Here is a 16,619-nt window from a genome sequence, read left to right on the forward strand (position 1 = left end):
GCGCCTATGGCAACTTGCGCCCCGGACAATGCGCCGGCTTATCTTGAAGGGGCTGGTTTTCCGAATGCTGCAGGCCTTCTGCCTCGCTGGCGTGTTCGGTATCATCAGCCTGTGGGCTCATGCCCTCGCAAGGGGATCCGCTACGTCATTGGAAGCGATCGCCGCGACGTGCATCGCCGTGCTTGCAATGCTTTTCTTGCAATTCCTGTTTGCCTATTGGTCGGTGGGCTGCATATGGCTGACGAGTTTCCGGCTTGTCGGCGCGATACGCCACAAGTTGCTTCGGCGCACCATCGATCTGCCGATGACATTTCATCTGTCTCGACCGAAGGGTGAACTTGCCAACGCGCTGACGAGCGATCTGGCGCTGATCGAAAACCTGCTGACCGATGGCCTGCCGCGCATGGTTCATTCGCTCTCCCTGCCGCTCTTCGTCCTCCTCGTCATTTGTCTGATAGATCCAGTGACGGCCGCCCTCGCCATCCTGCCGATCATTGCCGCGCTTCCGCTGCTTTTGCTCGCCTGCCGTCACCTCGCCAGGCTGTCTGACGATAAACAAAGCGCCCAGGCAGATGCCACCTCGCAAGTGTTGCAATGGGTCGAGGGCATGGCAACGGTGCGCACCTTCGGCATGCTTGAGCGCAAGCGCGCGCCTTACAAACGGCCGCTTCTGGAGATCCATCGAATTTCGGTGAGCATGGTCGCACGCCTGACTGCACCGCTGCTGGGTTTCGCAGCTGTGGTCACAATCGGGCTTGCGGTGGTCGTAGCCGTTGCAGGTTACCGCCACGGTGTCGGTGCGCTATCGGCGGGGCAGGCGGCGGCGATTTTGACCCTGTCGCTTCCGCTCTACGCGCCGCTTCTGGGGCTGGCTCAGTTCATGGAGCTTGCAGCGGTCGCGCAGGGCGCTATCGGTCGGCTGAACGCGATCATGCAGGCGAGACCGGCATGTCCTGCTCCGGGGCTGGTTCCCTCAGGATATGCCGTCACATGCGAAGGGGCCGGCTTTCGCTATCCTTCCGCAAGGCAGGCATTGAAGCCGGTCAGTCTCCATATTCCCGAGCGCGGGCTGACTGCGATCGTTGGACCATCCGGTACCGGCAAGAGCACGCTCCTTCACCTTATGGCCGGGCTTTTGCAGCCGACAGAAGGTCGGGTTCAGATCGGCGGCGTGGATGTCGTGGACATCAAGGCAGCCGAGCTGAACAGGCTGATTTCCTTCGTGTCCCAGGACGTGGTCCTGTTCAGCGGGTCGGTGCGGGATAACATTGCCATGGGCAATCCTGCCGCAAAACAGACCGAGATCGAGATGGCGGCCAGGGCGGCAGGCGCCCATGCCTTTATCAATGAACTGGCGGATGGCTACGATACGCAGATCGGAGATGCCGGTTTCGCCCTTTCGGGTGGACAACGCCAGCGGCTGTCGCTTGCGAGAGGTATTCTGAAGGCTACGCCGATTATTCTGATCGACGAGGGGACGGCTTCCGTCGACAACCTCGCGGTTCAACAGATCGTTTCGGCACTAAAGGTCATCGCCCGAGATCGCTCGGTCGTGCTCGCGACGCACGGCGTGTCGTTGCTTGGAAGTGTCGAACAGATCATCAGCCTCGACAGATCTCCATCCTGTTCACAGCAGGATGGAGATCTGACCTGAACGGCGGGGCTCGAGTCTAGCCAGTTTCCTTGGCAAGATGCAGCGCCCATGAACCCGACGAGGGAAAGAGGGCCGACCGTCCATGTCGCCGTGGCGGTCATCAGTCCGGCAAGTGTAAAGAGTGCAAGCCGCTTGCCTTCAGCAGATCGTCGTTGCTGGGAATGGCCGATTGCGCACCCTTGGAGAGGCACGTGATCGAAGCCGCCGTCGCTGCGCGCCCCAGTGCCTCCTCGAAGGTCATGCCCTGATCGAGGCCGCTGACGAGATAACCGCAGAAGGTGTCGCCTGCTCCGACGGTATCGACCGGCTGGATTTCAGGACTGTCGGCCTGCAGCAGTTCGCCATTGCGGATGGCTATCACCCCGTCCTTGCCGAGCGTCACGACATAGGTTTGTCCCGTCTGCTGGTGCAGGCGCTGCAGAGCCTGTTTTCGCGCCTGAAGATCGGTCGCCGGAAATCCGGTCAACATATCGAACTCGGTCTCGTTGGCGATGACGATGTCGGCGAGAGCGGCCAGTCTGCTGGCGTCGGAAGTAAATGGAGCGGTGTTCAGGATCGTGGTGCTGCCTATTTCGCGGGCGACGAGCAGGGCGCGCTCAACTGTTGCCGCCGGAATTTCCAGCTGCAGCATCAGGAAATCATCAGGTGACATTCCTTCGACTGCCGCCTCCGTGGAATAGGCATCCACCGCATCGTTCGCGCCCGGGATGACCGTGATCATGTTCTCGCCGGAGGCATCGACGAGAATGACCGCCGTACCGGTTGCCGCCGCTTGCGTACGCACCAGGGAGAGATCCGTTCCCGCCCCGTGCAGCAGCTTGAGCGCGGTCTCGGCGAAGCCGTCATCGCCGACCGCGCCGACCATGCGAACATGGCTTCCCGACAAGGTCGCGGCCAGCGCCTGGTTAGCTCCCTTTCCTCCAGGCGATGTCTCGAATGTTCTCCCGGCAACCGTCTCACCCGGTGTTGGAAGACGGTCGACGGTGGCGACGAGATCCAGATTGATCGATCCCAAGACGGTAATCATACGTGTTGCTCCTCCCGAATGTTCCGGTGTCTTGCTGACTGCCGTCAGCTGAATGCAATCCGGAACAATAACTTAACAAAAATCCCAACTCGGCCGCTTGACACTGTGTCGACCGTGGATAGTGTAGTGGTAATACCACGGTATGGACAAGGCATGACCGAGAAAAAATCAATTCGACGCGAACCGCAGGAAGCTGGTGCCCATAACCGGGTCTCGGCATTTCTGCGCGACCAATTGCTGTCGGGAGAGCTGAAGGCGGGAGACTGTCTGCTTCCGGAGCGTGAGCTTGCGGTTCTGCTCAACGTCAGTCGCCCGGTCCTGAGGGAAGCCCTGCGAGCCTTGTCGATGATCGGTGCGGTGGAGATCAGGCACGGCGTCGGGACGATCGTGAAACGGCCCGATGCGACGGCGCTGGGCGATGTGTTCAGCTTCATGCTTGCGCATGGCTCGAATGTTACCGGCGATATCATGGAGGCGCGAAAGGCGATCGAGCATCATGCTGTCCGTCTGGCATGCCAGCGTGCCACCGAACAGGATTTCGTCAATATCGCGAGTGCTCTGCGGCATATCGTGGAAACGATCGACGATCCGGATGCCGGCGGCCTTGCCGACTTCCAGTTCCATGAGGCGATCGTCAACGCCTCGCATTCGCCGACACTGGTGACGATTTACGCGTCGATATCCCAGCTCATGATGCGTTCTCACCTGGAGCGCCGTGAAAAGATCATCCGTGTCGAAGGAATTGAGGAGTTCCTGATCGACCACCATCGGCTGATCCTGGAAGCCCTCGCAGCCCGCGACCGGGTTCGGGCAGACGATCTGCTGCATCAGCACTTCGAAATCGGCGCGGATTTCCGCCGTCGGGCAAGTCTCTACGAACTGGCGAAAGGAGCGATTGCTCCAGCCTAGTTCTCATTCAATCAAAAGGGAGGAATTTCATGAACATTGTCATCGGTAGCGATCACGCGGGTTTCCCGCTCAAGGCGGACGTGATCGAGGTGCTGAAAGAGCTCGGTCACAAGGTCGAGGACATCGGCAGCTTCACCCCCGATCCTGTCGATTTCCCGGACATCGCCGGCCTGCTTTGCCAGAAGGTGCGCGACGGTGCTGCCGAGCGCGGTATTCTCGTCTGCGGGACCGGCGTCGGTGCAGCCATCGCCGCAAACAAGATCAACGGCATCCGCGCCGCAGTCTGCCATGACGTGCACTCTGCGCATCAGAGCGTCGAGCACGACGACGTAAATGTCATGTGCATCGGTGCCAAGATCGTCGGCCCTTGGCTCGCCCGCGATCTGGTCGTCGCGTATCTCGATGCCGAGTTCGACCGCAACGAGGATTTCGTCCGACGTGTCGAAAAACTCTCCGCATTGGAAAAGGCGCAGTAACGCGCCCACCAGTTCAATCGGGAGAGCAGACATGACGACCAGTAATTTTCCGAGGCTCGCATTTGTCGGGCTTGGCGTGATGGGCCGTGAGATGGCCCGTCACCTCATCACTGCCGGTTATCCGGTAAAGATCTACGATATATCGACGGATGCGGTAGCCAGCCTTGCGGCGCAGGGGGGCGTGTCGTCGACGAGCGTCGCGGAGGCGGTCTCCGGCGCGGACATCGTCATATCGATGCTGCCGAACACGCCTCAGGTCGAGGAGATCGTCTATCGGGACGGCGTACTTGATCATATGCCCTCCGGCGGGATCTTCATCGACATGAGCACGATCTCGCCCGAGGCGACGCGTGCGATGTCTTCAGCTCTTGCCGCCAAATCCATTGCGATGCTCGACGGTCCTGTCTCCGGAGGTCCGATCGGTGCCAAGAATGCGGCGCTTTCCATTATGGTCGGTGGCGACAGTGTCGCCTTCGACCGCGCCGAAGCGGTGCTCAAAGTCATGGGTACGACGGTTACCCATGTCGGAGCGTCGGGTGCAGGCCAAACGGTCAAACTTTGCAACCAGCTTATCTGCGCAGTCAACATTCAGGCCGTCTGCGAGGCACTTGCGCTTGGTCGGGCAAGCGGCGTCGATCTCGACCAGATGCGCGACGTGTTGCTCGGCGGTTCCGCGTCCTCCTGGATGCTGGACAAGCTGGGGCCGGCGATGATTGCAGGCGACGCAAGCGCAGGCTTTCGCATCGACCTGATGCTCAAGGATCTCCGGCTTGTTCTGGAAATGGCGGGGCAGAAGGACGTGCCGCTGCCCGCCACGTCGCTTGTCACTTCACAGTATGTGGAGGCGAGGGCGCATGGCGAAGGAGCAAACGGCAACCAGGCGCTGTTCCGGGTCTATGACCGTATGACCGGGCAGGATCAGCCGACGCCACAGCTCGCGGCGGCGCAGCCATGAGTTTCGATTTTTCAGTCGTTTTCCTTCGCTGGCAGATGCTGGTCGATGGTATGGCGCTGACCGCCCAGCTGGCGCTGATCACAACCGTGACGGGCTTCCTCATCGGAACGGCGTGCGCAATCGCGCGCCGCTCCGGCGGCACGGTGCTGCGCAGGATTGCCGCGACTTACGTCGAGAGTATCCGCAATACGCCGTTTCTGGTGCAGATCTTCGTAATCTACTTCGGACTTTCCAGCCTGGGCTTTTCCCTCGGGGCCATCTTCGTGGCCGTCGTGGCGCTGACGGTCAATGTCGGAGCCTATACCGCCGAGATCATGCGCGCAGGTTTCGATTCCATCCAGAAGGGACAATGGGAGGCCGGCGAGTGCCTCGGCCTGTCACCGGTGCAGCTCTACTGGCATGTGGGGCTTCGCCCTGCCATGGAGCGTGTCTATCCGGCACTGACGAGCCAGTTCATTCTTCTAATGCTCGCCTCGTCGGTCACTTCCCAGATCTCCGCCGAAGAGCTGACGGCTGCCGGAAATTTCATCCAGTCGGAAACATACCGGCCATTCGAGACCTATCTCGTCGTCGCCGTCATCTATCTGTTTCTGTCCCTCGTCATGCGCGCGTTCTTCTGGGCGCTGGGCATGGCGCTCTTCCCGCGCCGTCGCCGGCTCGGGACACCGTTGTAAGGGAGGCGGCCCATGGCAAGTGCATTCAACTACAACCATCTCATGTTCCTGCTGAACGGTGCCCTGTGGACAATCGTCCTGACGTTGATGGCATTCGTCGGTGGTGGTTTTTTCGGCTTTCTGGTGGCGCTCGGGCGCATCACGCCGTCGCGGGCGGTTCGTCTGGTGACCGCAACCTATGTTCAGCTTATCCAGGGCACGCCGCTTCTGGTGATCATGTTCATCATCTATTTCGGCCTGCCGACCCTCGGCTTGTCGATCTCCCCGCTCTTTGCCGCGGGTATCTCGCTGACCATCTATGTCAGTGCGTATCTCGGCGAAATCTGGCGAGGGTGCCTGGAATCGGTGCCGAAGGCGCAGTGGGAGGCGGCCGAGTGCCTGGCGCTTTCGCGAACGCAGCGGATGTTCAAGGTGATCCTGCCGCAGGCTGTGCGGATCGCCACACCGCCGACTGTCGGCTTCAGCGTGCAGATCGTAAAGAACACGTCGCTCGCATCCGTCGTCGGCTTCGTCGAGCTGACGCGAGCGGGACAGCTCATCAACAACTCGATCTTCGAGCCCTTCCTTATCTACCTCATCGTTGCCGCCCTCTATTTCTGCCTTTGCTTCCCGCTTTCGGCGTTCAGCCAGCGGCTTGAGACCATGGGTGCGAGGCGGCGTGTGGGGACGGAGCCGGAAACACAGGGCGCAGCAATACAGGGAGGCTGATCATGTCGATGATCGCACTAAAACAAGTGAAGAAGAGCTTCGGCGCACTGACGGTGCTGCAGGGCGTGAGTTTTTCTGTCGAGAGGGGGCAGGTGGCGGCACTGATCGGTGCCAGCGGCTCTGGCAAGAGTACGGCGCTGCGCTGTGTCGACCGGCTCGAGGTCATCGACAGCGGCGAAATCACGGTTGCAGATCACAACGTGCATGACCCCAAGCTCGATCTGCGCAAACTGCGTCTCGACGTCGGGATCGTCTTCCAGAGCTACAATCTGTTTCCTCATCTGACGATCGAGGAGAACATCATGCTCGCCCCGCGCTCCGTCAAGAATGTGCCCAAGGCCGAGGCCCGCGAGCTTGCACGGACAGCGCTCGAACGTGTCGGTCTCGGCGAGAAGGCCAACCACTATCCGGAGCAGCTGTCGGGAGGACAGCAGCAGCGGGGTGCTATCGCGCGGTCGCTGGCGATGGAGCCAAAGGTGATGCTGTTCGACGAAGTGACGTCGGCGCTTGATCCCAAGCTGACGGGGGAGGTGCTGCGCGTCATCGAGAAGCTCGCGGAAAGCGGCATGACGATGATCATGGTCACCCATGAAATGAACTTCGCCAGAAAGGTCGCCGACCGCGTGATCTTCATGCATCGCGGCCTCGTGCACGAGGAGGGCGACGCTTCAATCCTGAGCGCGCCGAAAACATCGGAACTCCAGGATTTCCTGAGTCACGATCTGTGAAACCATAATAAAACGGAGGAGAATGACATGTTGAAGAAGTTTCTCGCATTCGGCGTCGTGGGAGCGATGCTGACGACCCAGGCCGTTCCGGCGCTGGCCGACACCTATGCCGACGTCATCGCGGCAAAGAAGATCCGCGTTTCGACAGACCTTGCGATCCCGCCTTCCGGCATGCTCGATGCCAACCTGAAGCCTGTTGGCTCGGACGTGGAGACCGCGCAACTTCTGGCAAAGGACTGGGGTGTCGAGCTCGAGTTCGTCCAGACGACCGGAGCCACACGTATCCCGAACCTGCAGACGAACAAAGCTGATATCGTCATCTCGACGCTCTCGGTCACCGCCGAGCGGGCGCAGGTCATCGACTTTTCCAAGCCCTATGCTGGTCTGCTCTCGGTGATCGCCGCCCCGGCCGCGTCGCCGATCAAGGACTGGGCCGATCTCAAGGGACAGACGGTGACCGTCACTCGCGGGACGACGCAGGACAGCGAACTGACTAAGCTTGCGGGCGAGCACGGCTTTACCGTCACCCGTTACGATGACGATGCGACCATGGTCACCGCTGCGGTTTCGGGACAGGCGAAGGCGATTGCGACGTCTGCGACGCTCGTGAAGCAGGTCCACGACAAGAACCCGACACTCGCATTCGAGCCGAAGATCACCATCCGGGTTCTCAATCTCGCGATCGGCGTGAAGAAGAACGAGCCGGAACTGCTGGCGAAGCTCGACGAATGGGTCGTGGCGAACCTGAAGAACGGCAAGCTGAACGAGATATATCAGAAGTACCACGGTTCGCCGCTTCCGAAGGAGATCGTGAACGCCGAATAACTTTCTGTCGTGGGGGCCGCGCCGGACAGCGTTCCCGCGGCTCCCCGCGAAATCCACGCATGACTTTACCAAGGGGAGGAGAAGACATGACATTCAAGAGACTTGCAGCGGTGAGCGCCGTCATGGCCGTCATCGCATTTGCGGCGGCTCCGGCATCGGCCGATGCGCTGTCCGACATCAAGGCTGCCGGCAAGATCAGGGTATCGATCGATCTTGCCAGTCCGCCGAACGGAATGCTCGACGGCAATCTGAAGGCGACGGGATCAGATGTAGAAACGGCCGAGCTGCTTGCCAGGGACTGGGGTGTCGAACTTGAGATCGTGCAGACGACAGGCGCGACGCGCATTCCGAACCTGCAGACGAACAAGGCCGACATCGTCATCTCGACCCTGGCGGTTACCGACGAGCGCAGAAAGGTGATCGACTTCTCAAGAGCGTATTCCGGCCAGTTGTCCATGGTCGGCGCGCCGGCCTCTATGCAGGTGAAGGACTGGGCGGATCTCAAGGGCAAGGTGGTTACGGTGTGCCGCGGCACCACCCAGGACGTTGATATGACGAAGCGTTCTGCGGAGGTCGGCTTCACGATCGCGCGCTATGACGACGAGGGAGCGATGGTGACGGCTGCGGTCTCCGGACAGGCCACCATCGTCGCGACGTCGGAAGCCCTGATCAAGCAGATCGCGGCCAAGGCGAAGGCGCAGGAGTTCGAACCGAAGTTCGTCATCCGGGTCTTCGATCTTGCGGTCGGTGCCCGAAAGAACGAACCGGAGCTTCTTGCCGCGCTTGATGAATGGGTGGGTACGAACCTGAAGAATGGCAAGCTTAACGAGATCTACGAGCGCTACCACGGTCATCCGCTTCCCGAGGAAATCGTAAACGGGAAATAAGATGATCGGCTTCTGCGCCCAGTCGGATAATCCGCTGGCGCAGATGCCAAGAAATGTGTCTGCTCATCGAACAAAATGTCGCGGGAACACGCTCGAGCCTAATGTGCTTCCCGCGGCAATCTCTTTCAATCCGCTCTGCAAGATCGTCACGCTTTCGCTATCGCCGGCCGAAGCTTGGGCTAGTGCACATCTTCGAGAGTGTTGCTAGGAGCACGTTCGCATCGTGGCGATGTAGTCGCCATCGGGTTGTCGAACATCACTCTACCTCGGTCATGTGATGTTCATTGGCACGACCGGCTTTGACTGCTTCCGAGGCCAGGAGATGGGCTTTCGTCCGAGTTCGCTATCGTTTCCGGCACGGGCTGCGGCGCCTTTCTGGTCTCGTTTCCGGCGGGCTCTGCGGCGATCGAGGATTTCGGCAAATCGCCTTTTCGCAGGCCGGAATAGATGGCTCCCCTTGTTGACGGGACAGAGCATCGACCGGGTTCCGCGATGGCCAAACAGCCTACGTGCCAGATCGAAAGCTCGGAAAAGGGTCGGCCGGGATCATCCGATCATCGTCATATGAGACTGCACCTGTTCCTCGAAGAATTTTGAGAACGAGGCGATGCGCGGCGGCAGTGCCTGATAGGGCGGATAGTAGAGCGTCAGCCAGAGATCCGGGGGCGACCAGCCTTTGAAGACATGCACCAGTCTGCCGGTTCTCAAGTGTTCGGCAATATGGAAGCCGGGCAGCATCGCGACACCTGCGCCATCGGCTGCCATGTCCGCCAGGACTTCACCGCTATTGGCGCTGAAGGCGCGACCGGCCGAGATCGTCATGCTCGACCCGCCGTCCGAAAGCACCCAGCTTTCCCGCCGGCTTTCGCCGCTATAGGCAAGGCAATCGTCCGGTGAAAGCTCGCTCGGATGTTGCATATCGACAAACCGGCTGCCGGGGGAGGCCACCAGAATGCGCGGCACGACGCGGATCTTGCGCCAGATGGTGAACTTGTCGGAGGGTTGCGAAGAAATGCGGATCGCCAGATCGTAATCGTCATCGACGATGTTCACCAGACCGTCGGAGAGCGAGATCTCGAAGCTCATCTTCGGATAACGCTCCTTGAAACCCGAGAGGATCGGCGGCAGCACGGCCTTGCCGAACCATGTCGGGGCGCTGATGCGCAGTCGTCCCTCATCGGTCTTGTGGGCGTTCATCACATCCCGGCGCGCATTTTCAAGCGACTCTATCGCCGGTTGGACCTGCGCTGCAAAAACCGCGCCGTCAGTTGTTAGCGAAACCTGCCGCGTGGTTCTGACGAAAAGCTGCACGCCGAGATCGGTCTCCAGCGCCGCAATGGCGCGGGTCACGGCCGCCGGCGTCATGTCGAGTTCGCGGGCGACCTGGGCGAAATTGCGCTTTTCGGCGGCAAGCAGAAAGATCCTGAGGGCTTTGTAATCGTTCATCTGATTATTTCAAAAATTGCAACTCAATCGAAAGCAATATTGCAATTCCGCGAGATGATCAATCGGCCTAAATCTTTGCCCACGAACACAGATAAACGCCGAGAAAGAAAGGCACTCAGATGATCAAGGATATCAAGGGACTGCACCACGTCACGTCTATGGCGTCGGATGCCCGACAGAACAACCGCTTCTTCACCGAAACAATCGGCCTGCGCCGGGTCAAGCAGACCGTCAATTTCGACGACCCGAGCGTCTACCACCTCTATTATGGTGACGAAAACGGTTCGGCCGGCACCGTCATGACCTATTTCCCGTTCCAGCACATGATGCTTGGCCGTCCGGGCGTCGGCGAAGTCGGTGAAACCCAGTTCTCGGTCCCGAAAGGGGCGTTGAAATTCTGGCAGGATCGTTTTGCCGCGCAGGGTGTCAGCGGGATTGAGGTCGACACGGTTTTTGGCGCCAACCGCTTGCGTTTCATGGGGCCGGATGGTGATGCGCTTGCGCTGATCGAAGCTGCCGATGACAGCCGCAAGCCATGGCTGGCAGAGGGTCTTCCTGACGATGCCGCGATCCGTGGTTTCGCTGGCGCACGCTTCAGCCTGCACGATACGGCGGCGACCGAGGAACTGCTCGGCTTCATGGGCTACCAGCGTGCCGAAAAGGAGGGTGATGTCACCCGCTTCATCATTCCCGGCGGCAACGGTGCCGATACGATCGATCTCGCAGCCCTTCCGAAAACACCGTTCGCCCGGCAGGGGGCCGGTTCCGTCCATCACATCGCCTTTGCTGTCGACAACCGCGAAAAGCAGCTCGAAGTCCGCAAGGCGCTGATGGACACCGGATATCAGGTCACGCCGGTCATCGACCGTGATTACTTCTGGGCGATCTATTTCCGCACGCCGGGCGGCGTGCTGTTTGAAATCGCTACCAATGAGCCCGGTTTCAACCGTGATGAAGACACCGCGCATCTCGGCGAAGTGCTGAAATTGCCCACCCAGTACGAGCCCTTCCGTGACCGGATCGAAGCCAATCTGGAGCCGCTGGCAGCCTGATGACAGAATAGACAATCAAAACGCCGCGTGTCCGAGTGACCGCGGCGTTTTAATGCCTGTGGCGGGAGCATCCATACCGTTGTGCGATATGGGCGTTGAATGCCAGCGCGACATGCACGAGAAGCCGATCCCTGACATCGTCAGGCATGTCGAACAACGGCATCAGGGCAGCGCCGATATCGCGCACCGTGCGGTCTTCCACCCCGCGACAGATCGTCAGGTCATCGACGCGCGGTTCGCCTGCCTCGTCGGCAAGTTCTGTCAGATGCAGGCTGGGAATGTGGAAGACCAGTACTTCGAAACGGCCACGAATGGCAATGCCGGCGCCCTGTTTCAGGCTGATCAGGCAGATCGATCCTTTGGGATAAATTTTCAGCGGTGACGGCGGTCGATCCGGCCAGATATCGTGATGCTCGGCATCGACCAGATAAAGGACGACCAGGAATGCGTCATCGGCCGGCAGGATAACGGGATGATCGCCATCCTCGTAATGACGCCAGAGATGGGTGATGGAAAGCTCCGCGCGGCGCAATGGTCTGGTCGTCAGCGATCGGGCATTTTCGGTCCCGAAATAGTCGGCAATCTTCTCGCCCACCGGCAATGCTTTCATCACATGCGTCTCGCTTGTTCCCGTATGCTCGACGCTTGATGTCGCGGGTGTTGAGAAAAGTTGCAGGCTTCGGTCCGCCGTAAACGGCATGGCGTCATCAATTATATTCTAGAATCATCCGCGTGATAGAACGGAATGGACACAATCCTGCAGTCATGGCATCAAATCGCAATTCTCGCGTGAATGCTTGCATCAGAAGGTCCGTGCATCATGGTCCATAAATCCGTCGTCGGAACGAAATCTTCTTCCGGCCCGACAACCGACAGTTTCGGATGCCCTTTCGACAAGCTGTACAAGGACCAGACCCTTCACGGCGCGGATATTTCGTTTTTCCGCAAGGGCACGAAAGACGACAGAATAGAGCAGGTGATAACGTTGGCCAGCGATCGCGGGTTTGCCATCGGCATCTCCACGCTTGCCGGGCACACACGCCGGATTTTTCACGAACATCATGCGACATCTCACGTGTTCGAAGAGAATTCGCTCTACATTCGCAATCTCGCCGAGCCCTACAAGGCCGATCTCATTGGGGCTTTCGACATGCTCCTGCTCGAGATTTCCCCGGTTTCCCTGGCCAGGATCGTCGAAGAGGCCGATTTTTCCGGCGTGACGATGCTGGAGGCGGAAACGGCCTCCACCGATCCCGTCCTTGCCAATCTTGTCCGCGCGCTCATTCCGGCTCTGGAACGCCCCGAAGAGGCCAGCAAGCTGTTTGTCGATCAGTTGGCGACCGCAATCGGTACCCATCTGGTGCAACGGTATGGCGGCAAACTGCCGGTATCTTCGATCCGCTCCAGAAAGCTGTCGCGTTCGCACGAGGTTCTCGCCAAAAACCTTCTTCTCGAAAATCTGGAAGGCGATATTTCCATCATGGACGTGTCGCGCGCCTGCAATCTCTCTCGCGGCTATTTCATTCGCGCCTTTCGCGAAACGACCGGCGTGACGCCCTATCGATGGCTCATCAACGAGCGGATCGCGCGGGCACGTGAACTGCTGAAGAATTCGGATACGCCGCTTTCCGAAGTGGCGATTTCCTGCGGTTTTGCCGACCAGAGCCATTTTACCCGCGTCTTTACCCATGTGGTCGGAGCAACGCCGGGGCATTGGCGGCGCAACGCCTGATCGGATTTTTTTGTTCATCGCGTTGATGATACCCGGCTGGCTTTGAGCGCCCCGCCGGTCAGATTTGTTATTTGGCAAATCTGATGTTCCTTACGTTCAATTCACAGGACTTTGAGACAAGACCATTGGCGCCATTTGGGCGATTTTCCGCACTGCCGAACGATCATCATCGGGCTTCAGCCCAAGACGCGACGGGAGCCGGAAACACAGCGCGATAATTTCAAAAATCGCAATTCATTCGCAATTAATATTGCAATTCCGTGAATTTCGAAATCGCTTTAGGTTTCCTTTCAGCAGCCAAGACGAACGAGAGTGGACGGAGCGGCAACGCTCGAAAGGCTCCAGACACTCCAACAACCTCCTGAGACGCGCGCCGATCCCGGTGCGTGACCGGCAGGTGCTGCCCAGTCGAAACCTGCCGCATCAGCGGTTCAACAAACGCCAAGAGGAACCTTAAAATGTCCAAGCTCGAAGTCCTGACCCCGAAGAACAGCCAGCTCATCTTCATCGACCAGCAGCCGCAGATGGCGTTCGGCGTCCAGTCGATGGATCGCCAGGTTCTCAAGAACAATGTCGTCGGTCTCGCCAAGGCGGCAAAGATCTTCAACGTGCCCACCACCATCACCACGGTCGAAACCCTCTCGTTCTCCGGCCACACCTTTCCGGAACTGCTGTCGGTCTTCCCTGAAAACGATATTCTCGAGCGTACCTCGATGAACTCCTGGGACGACCAGAATGTTCGCGATGCACTCGACAGACATGCTGCCGAAGGCCGTAAGAAGATCGTCGTTTCGGGTCTGTGGACCGAAGTCTGCAACACGACCTTCTCGCTGTCTGCGATGAACGACCGTTCCGACTTCGAAATCTACATGGTTGCCGATGCTTCCGGCGGTACCACATCCGATGCCCACAAATACGCGATGGACCGCATGGTTCAGGCCGGCGTGATCCCGGTCACATGGCAGCAGGTTCTGCTCGAATGGCAGCGCGACTGGGCGCACCGCGAAACCTATGACGCCGTCACCGCGCTCGCCAAGGAACATTCCGGCGCTTACGGCATGGGCATCGATTACGCCTACACGATGGTCCACGACGCCGCAGAGCGCGTCACCCACGGCAAGCGCATCGGCCCGAACCCCGCCAAGTAAGTCTGATGAAACCGCTCCGATACCCCCTGATCGGAGCGGCTTTCCTGTCACCGAGGAGGTTTCCCCATGAAAATCTATCTTCTGTCTCTCGGCGCCGGTCTGCTGGTCGGCATCGTCTATAGCCTGCTCAACGTTCGCTCGCCCGCGCCACCGGTGATCGCTCTGGTCGGCCTGCTCGGCATTCTCGTCGGCGAACAGATCATTCCCTTGGCAAAGACCCTCTGGGCCAAGGAGCCTGCAGCGATCTCGTGGATCCAGCAGATCAAGCCGCACATGTTCGGCCATATGCCCAAGGGCAATGAGCGCACTGCCGATCTCGCCGGTAGTCAGATCTCATCGACAAAGGAGCAAGGCTGATGCCGACACGTCGAACCCTTCTCGGCGCGGCGTCCAGCCTCGCTTTTCCTTCGCTTTTCTCGTCGGCCCGCGCTGCCGATCCCGTCAAAACCGGAACCGATACAATGCATCCCGACACCATTCTCCATAACGGTCAGGTCACCACGCTCGACCGCGCCAATCCCAACGCCACAGCCATCGCCATCAAGGATGGACTGTTCCAGGAGGTCGGCAGCGATGCCGAGATCATGGCGCTTGCCGGTCCCGACACGAAGATCGTCAACCTCAAGGGCAAGCGTGTCCTGCCCGGCCTGATCGACAACCACACCCACGTCGTGCGCGGCGGCCTCAACTACAATATGGAACTGCGTTGGGATGGCGTCCGCTCGCTGGCCGATGCGATGGATATGCTCAAGCGCCAGGTGGCAATCACGCCTGCGCCGCAATGGGTGCGCGTCGTCGGCGGCTTTACCGAGCATCAGTTTGCCGAAAAACGCCTGCCGACCATCGAGGAAATCAATGCGATCGCGCCCGATACGCCGGTTTTCCTGCTGCATCTTTATGACCGCGCGCTGCTGAATGGTGCCGCTCTTCGCGCCGTCGGTTATACCCGTGATACGCCAAACCCGCATGGTGGCGAAATCACCCGTGATGCCAACGGCAACCCGACCGGCATGCTGCTCGCCAAGCCGAATGCCGGCATCCTCTATTCGACGCTCGCCAAGGGGCCAAAGTTGCCCTTCGATTATCAGGTCAATTCCACCCGCCATTTCATGCGCGAACTCAATCGTCTCGGTATTACCGGGGTCATCGATGCCGGCGGCGGCAATCAGAATTACCCGGACGATTACCAAGTCATCCAAAAGCTGTCGGACGAAAACCAGCTCACTGTTCGTCTGGCCTACAATCTCTTCACCCAGAAGCCGAAGGAAGAGAAGGAAGATTTTCTCAACTGGACATCCTCGGTCAAATACAAGCAGGGCAACGACTATTTCCGTCACAACGGAGCGGGCGAAATGCTCGTCTTCTCCGCTGCCGATTTCGAGGATTTCCGCCAGCCGCGCCCGGAAATGGGCCCGGAAATGGAAGGCGAACTGGAAGAGGTCGTGCGGGTGCTTGCTGAAAACCGCTGGCCCTGGCGCATGCACGCCACCTATGACGAGACCATTTCGCGTTCTCTCGATGTGTTCGAGAAGGTCAACAAGGATATCCCGCTCGAAGGCCTCAACTGGTTCTTCGACCATGCCGAAACCATCTCGGAACGTTCGATCGACCGCATTGCGGCACTTGGCGGCGGCATCGCCACCCAGCATCGTATGGCCTATCAGGGCGAATATTTTGTCGAGCGTTACGGCCATGGCGTTGCCGAAGCCACGCCGCCGATCCGCCGCATGATCGAAAAAGGCGTCAATGTCTCGGCCGGGACCGATGCCACCCGCGTCGCCTCCTATAACCCCTGGGTTTCGCTCTCGTGGATGGTAACCGGCAAGACGGTTGGCGGCATGCAGCTTTATCCGCGCGCCAATTGCCTCGACCGCGAAACGGCGCTGCGCATGTGGACCGAAAAGGTCACATGGTTCTCCAACGAAGAGGGCAAGAAGGGCCGGATCGAAAAGGGTCAGTTCGCCGATCTCGTCGTGCCGGACAAGGACTTTTTTGCCTGCGCCGAGGACGAGATCTCGTTCCTGACGTCTGAGCTGACCATGGTCGGCGGCAAGATCGTCTATGGTGCCGGTGAATTTTCCGCACTCGACGAAAGCAACATTCCGCCTGCCATGCCGGACTGGTCGCCGGTCCGAAAATTCGGAGGTTATGCCGCCTGGGGCGAACCGGAAGGGGCCGGCGCCCGCTCGCTGCGCCGCACGGCAATCTCGACATGCGGTTGCGCCAGCGACTGCGGTGTTCATGGTCACGACCACGCGGGCGCGTGGACCTCGAAACTGCCGATCGCGGACATGAAGGGCTTTTTCGGTGCGCTCGGTTGCTCCTGCTGGGCCGTGTGAGGCACTCGCTGACCACGGCCTTATGGGGCGCTCAAGCATAGAAACGTGATCCTCGGGCT

The 16,619-nt window shown here is 59.5% G+C and carries 17 protein-coding genes; 14 read left to right on the forward strand and 3 right to left on the reverse strand.

Features of this window, described 5'->3' with window-relative positions; translation table 11 throughout:
• Positions 1–28: 28 nt before the first annotated feature.
• Positions 29–1,654 (forward strand): ABC transporter ATP-binding protein, encoded by a 1,626-nt coding sequence (locus tag AC0JZ4_RS18380; protein ID WP_471887953.1) that lies wholly within the window; start codon positions 29–31, stop codon positions 1,652–1,654.
• Between the two features lie 100 nt (positions 1,655–1,754).
• Here the strand turns inward: AC0JZ4_RS18380 and AC0JZ4_RS18385 are convergent, their stop codons facing one another.
• Entirely contained in the window at positions 1,755–2,681 is a 927-nt protein-coding gene (locus AC0JZ4_RS18385; protein ID WP_471887954.1) for a ribokinase, read from the reverse strand.
• A gap of 153 nt (positions 2,682–2,834) precedes the next feature.
• Between AC0JZ4_RS18385 and AC0JZ4_RS18390 the strand changes: the two genes are divergently transcribed.
• From AC0JZ4_RS18390 to AC0JZ4_RS18425, 8 genes are all read left to right on the forward strand, one after another.
• Complete coding sequence (locus AC0JZ4_RS18390) at positions 2,835–3,590, forward strand: FadR/GntR family transcriptional regulator (protein ID WP_471887955.1); 756 nt, start codon at positions 2,835–2,837, stop codon at positions 3,588–3,590.
• A 29-nt stretch (positions 3,591–3,619) separates the two neighbouring features.
• Positions 3,620–4,066 carry a ribose 5-phosphate isomerase B gene (rpiB, locus tag AC0JZ4_RS18395; RefSeq protein WP_471887956.1) on the forward strand — a complete coding sequence of 149 codons (447 nt, stop codon included), beginning with the start codon at positions 3,620–3,622 and terminating at the stop codon, positions 4,064–4,066.
• A 31-nt stretch (positions 4,067–4,097) separates the two neighbouring features.
• On the forward strand, positions 4,098–5,021 hold the full coding sequence (locus AC0JZ4_RS18400; protein WP_471887957.1) for an NAD(P)-dependent oxidoreductase: 924 nt from the start codon (positions 4,098–4,100) through the stop codon (positions 5,019–5,021).
• A complete protein-coding gene (locus AC0JZ4_RS18405; RefSeq protein ID WP_471887958.1) occupies positions 5,018–5,695 on the forward strand; it encodes an amino acid ABC transporter permease in 678 nt (225 codons plus the stop codon). The genes AC0JZ4_RS18400 and AC0JZ4_RS18405 overlap by 4 nt, the downstream gene beginning before the upstream one ends.
• A gap of 12 nt (positions 5,696–5,707) precedes the next feature.
• Positions 5,708–6,403 (forward strand): amino acid ABC transporter permease, encoded by a 696-nt coding sequence (locus tag AC0JZ4_RS18410; RefSeq protein ID WP_471887959.1) that lies wholly within the window; start codon positions 5,708–5,710, stop codon positions 6,401–6,403.
• Positions 6,404–6,405: 2 nt separating this feature from the next.
• Complete coding sequence (locus AC0JZ4_RS18415) at positions 6,406–7,131, forward strand: amino acid ABC transporter ATP-binding protein (RefSeq protein WP_471887960.1); 726 nt, start codon at positions 6,406–6,408, stop codon at positions 7,129–7,131.
• A gap of 27 nt (positions 7,132–7,158) precedes the next feature.
• Positions 7,159–7,956 carry a transporter substrate-binding domain-containing protein gene (locus AC0JZ4_RS18420; RefSeq protein ID WP_471887961.1) on the forward strand — a complete coding sequence of 266 codons (798 nt, stop codon included), beginning with the start codon at positions 7,159–7,161 and terminating at the stop codon, positions 7,954–7,956.
• A gap of 86 nt (positions 7,957–8,042) precedes the next feature.
• Positions 8,043–8,843: a transporter substrate-binding domain-containing protein gene (locus AC0JZ4_RS18425; protein ID WP_471887962.1), complete on the forward strand. Its 801-nt coding sequence runs from the start codon at positions 8,043–8,045 to the stop codon at positions 8,841–8,843.
• Positions 8,844–9,389: 546 nt separating this feature from the next.
• On the opposite strand, the gene AC0JZ4_RS18430 is transcribed toward AC0JZ4_RS18425, so the two are convergent.
• Positions 9,390–10,289, reverse strand: a complete 900-nt coding sequence (locus tag AC0JZ4_RS18430) for a LysR family transcriptional regulator (protein WP_471887963.1) — start codon at positions 10,287–10,289, stop codon at positions 9,390–9,392.
• 119 nt (positions 10,290–10,408) lie between these two features.
• Between AC0JZ4_RS18430 and AC0JZ4_RS18435 the strand changes: the two genes are divergently transcribed.
• Complete coding sequence (locus AC0JZ4_RS18435) at positions 10,409–11,341, forward strand: VOC family protein (protein ID WP_471887964.1); 933 nt, start codon at positions 10,409–10,411, stop codon at positions 11,339–11,341.
• A 49-nt stretch (positions 11,342–11,390) separates the two neighbouring features.
• On the opposite strand, the gene AC0JZ4_RS18440 is transcribed toward AC0JZ4_RS18435, so the two are convergent.
• Positions 11,391–11,954, reverse strand: a complete 564-nt coding sequence (locus AC0JZ4_RS18440) for a hypothetical protein (RefSeq protein ID WP_471887965.1) — start codon at positions 11,952–11,954, stop codon at positions 11,391–11,393.
• Positions 11,955–12,161: 207 nt separating this feature from the next.
• On the opposite strand from AC0JZ4_RS18440, the gene AC0JZ4_RS18445 reads away from it, so the two are divergent.
• The 4 genes from AC0JZ4_RS18445 (at position 12,162) to AC0JZ4_RS18460 (ending at position 16,560) form a co-directional block, all read left to right on the forward strand.
• Positions 12,162–13,073 (forward strand): helix-turn-helix domain-containing protein, encoded by a 912-nt coding sequence (locus AC0JZ4_RS18445; RefSeq protein ID WP_471887966.1) that lies wholly within the window; start codon positions 12,162–12,164, stop codon positions 13,071–13,073.
• A 458-nt stretch (positions 13,074–13,531) separates the two neighbouring features.
• A complete protein-coding gene (locus AC0JZ4_RS18450) occupies positions 13,532–14,221 on the forward strand; it encodes a hydrolase (RefSeq protein WP_471887967.1) in 690 nt (229 codons plus the stop codon).
• Positions 14,222–14,287: 66 nt separating this feature from the next.
• Positions 14,288–14,578 carry a XapX domain-containing protein gene (locus AC0JZ4_RS18455; protein WP_471887968.1) on the forward strand — a complete coding sequence of 97 codons (291 nt, stop codon included), beginning with the start codon at positions 14,288–14,290 and terminating at the stop codon, positions 14,576–14,578.
• A complete protein-coding gene (locus tag AC0JZ4_RS18460; protein WP_471887969.1) occupies positions 14,578–16,560 on the forward strand; it encodes an amidohydrolase in 1,983 nt (660 codons plus the stop codon). Before AC0JZ4_RS18455 ends, AC0JZ4_RS18460 begins: the two co-directional genes overlap by 1 nt.
• The last annotated feature ends 59 nt before the right edge of the window (positions 16,561–16,619 follow it).

This window comes from [Rhizobium] kunmingense (assembly GCF_977018605.1).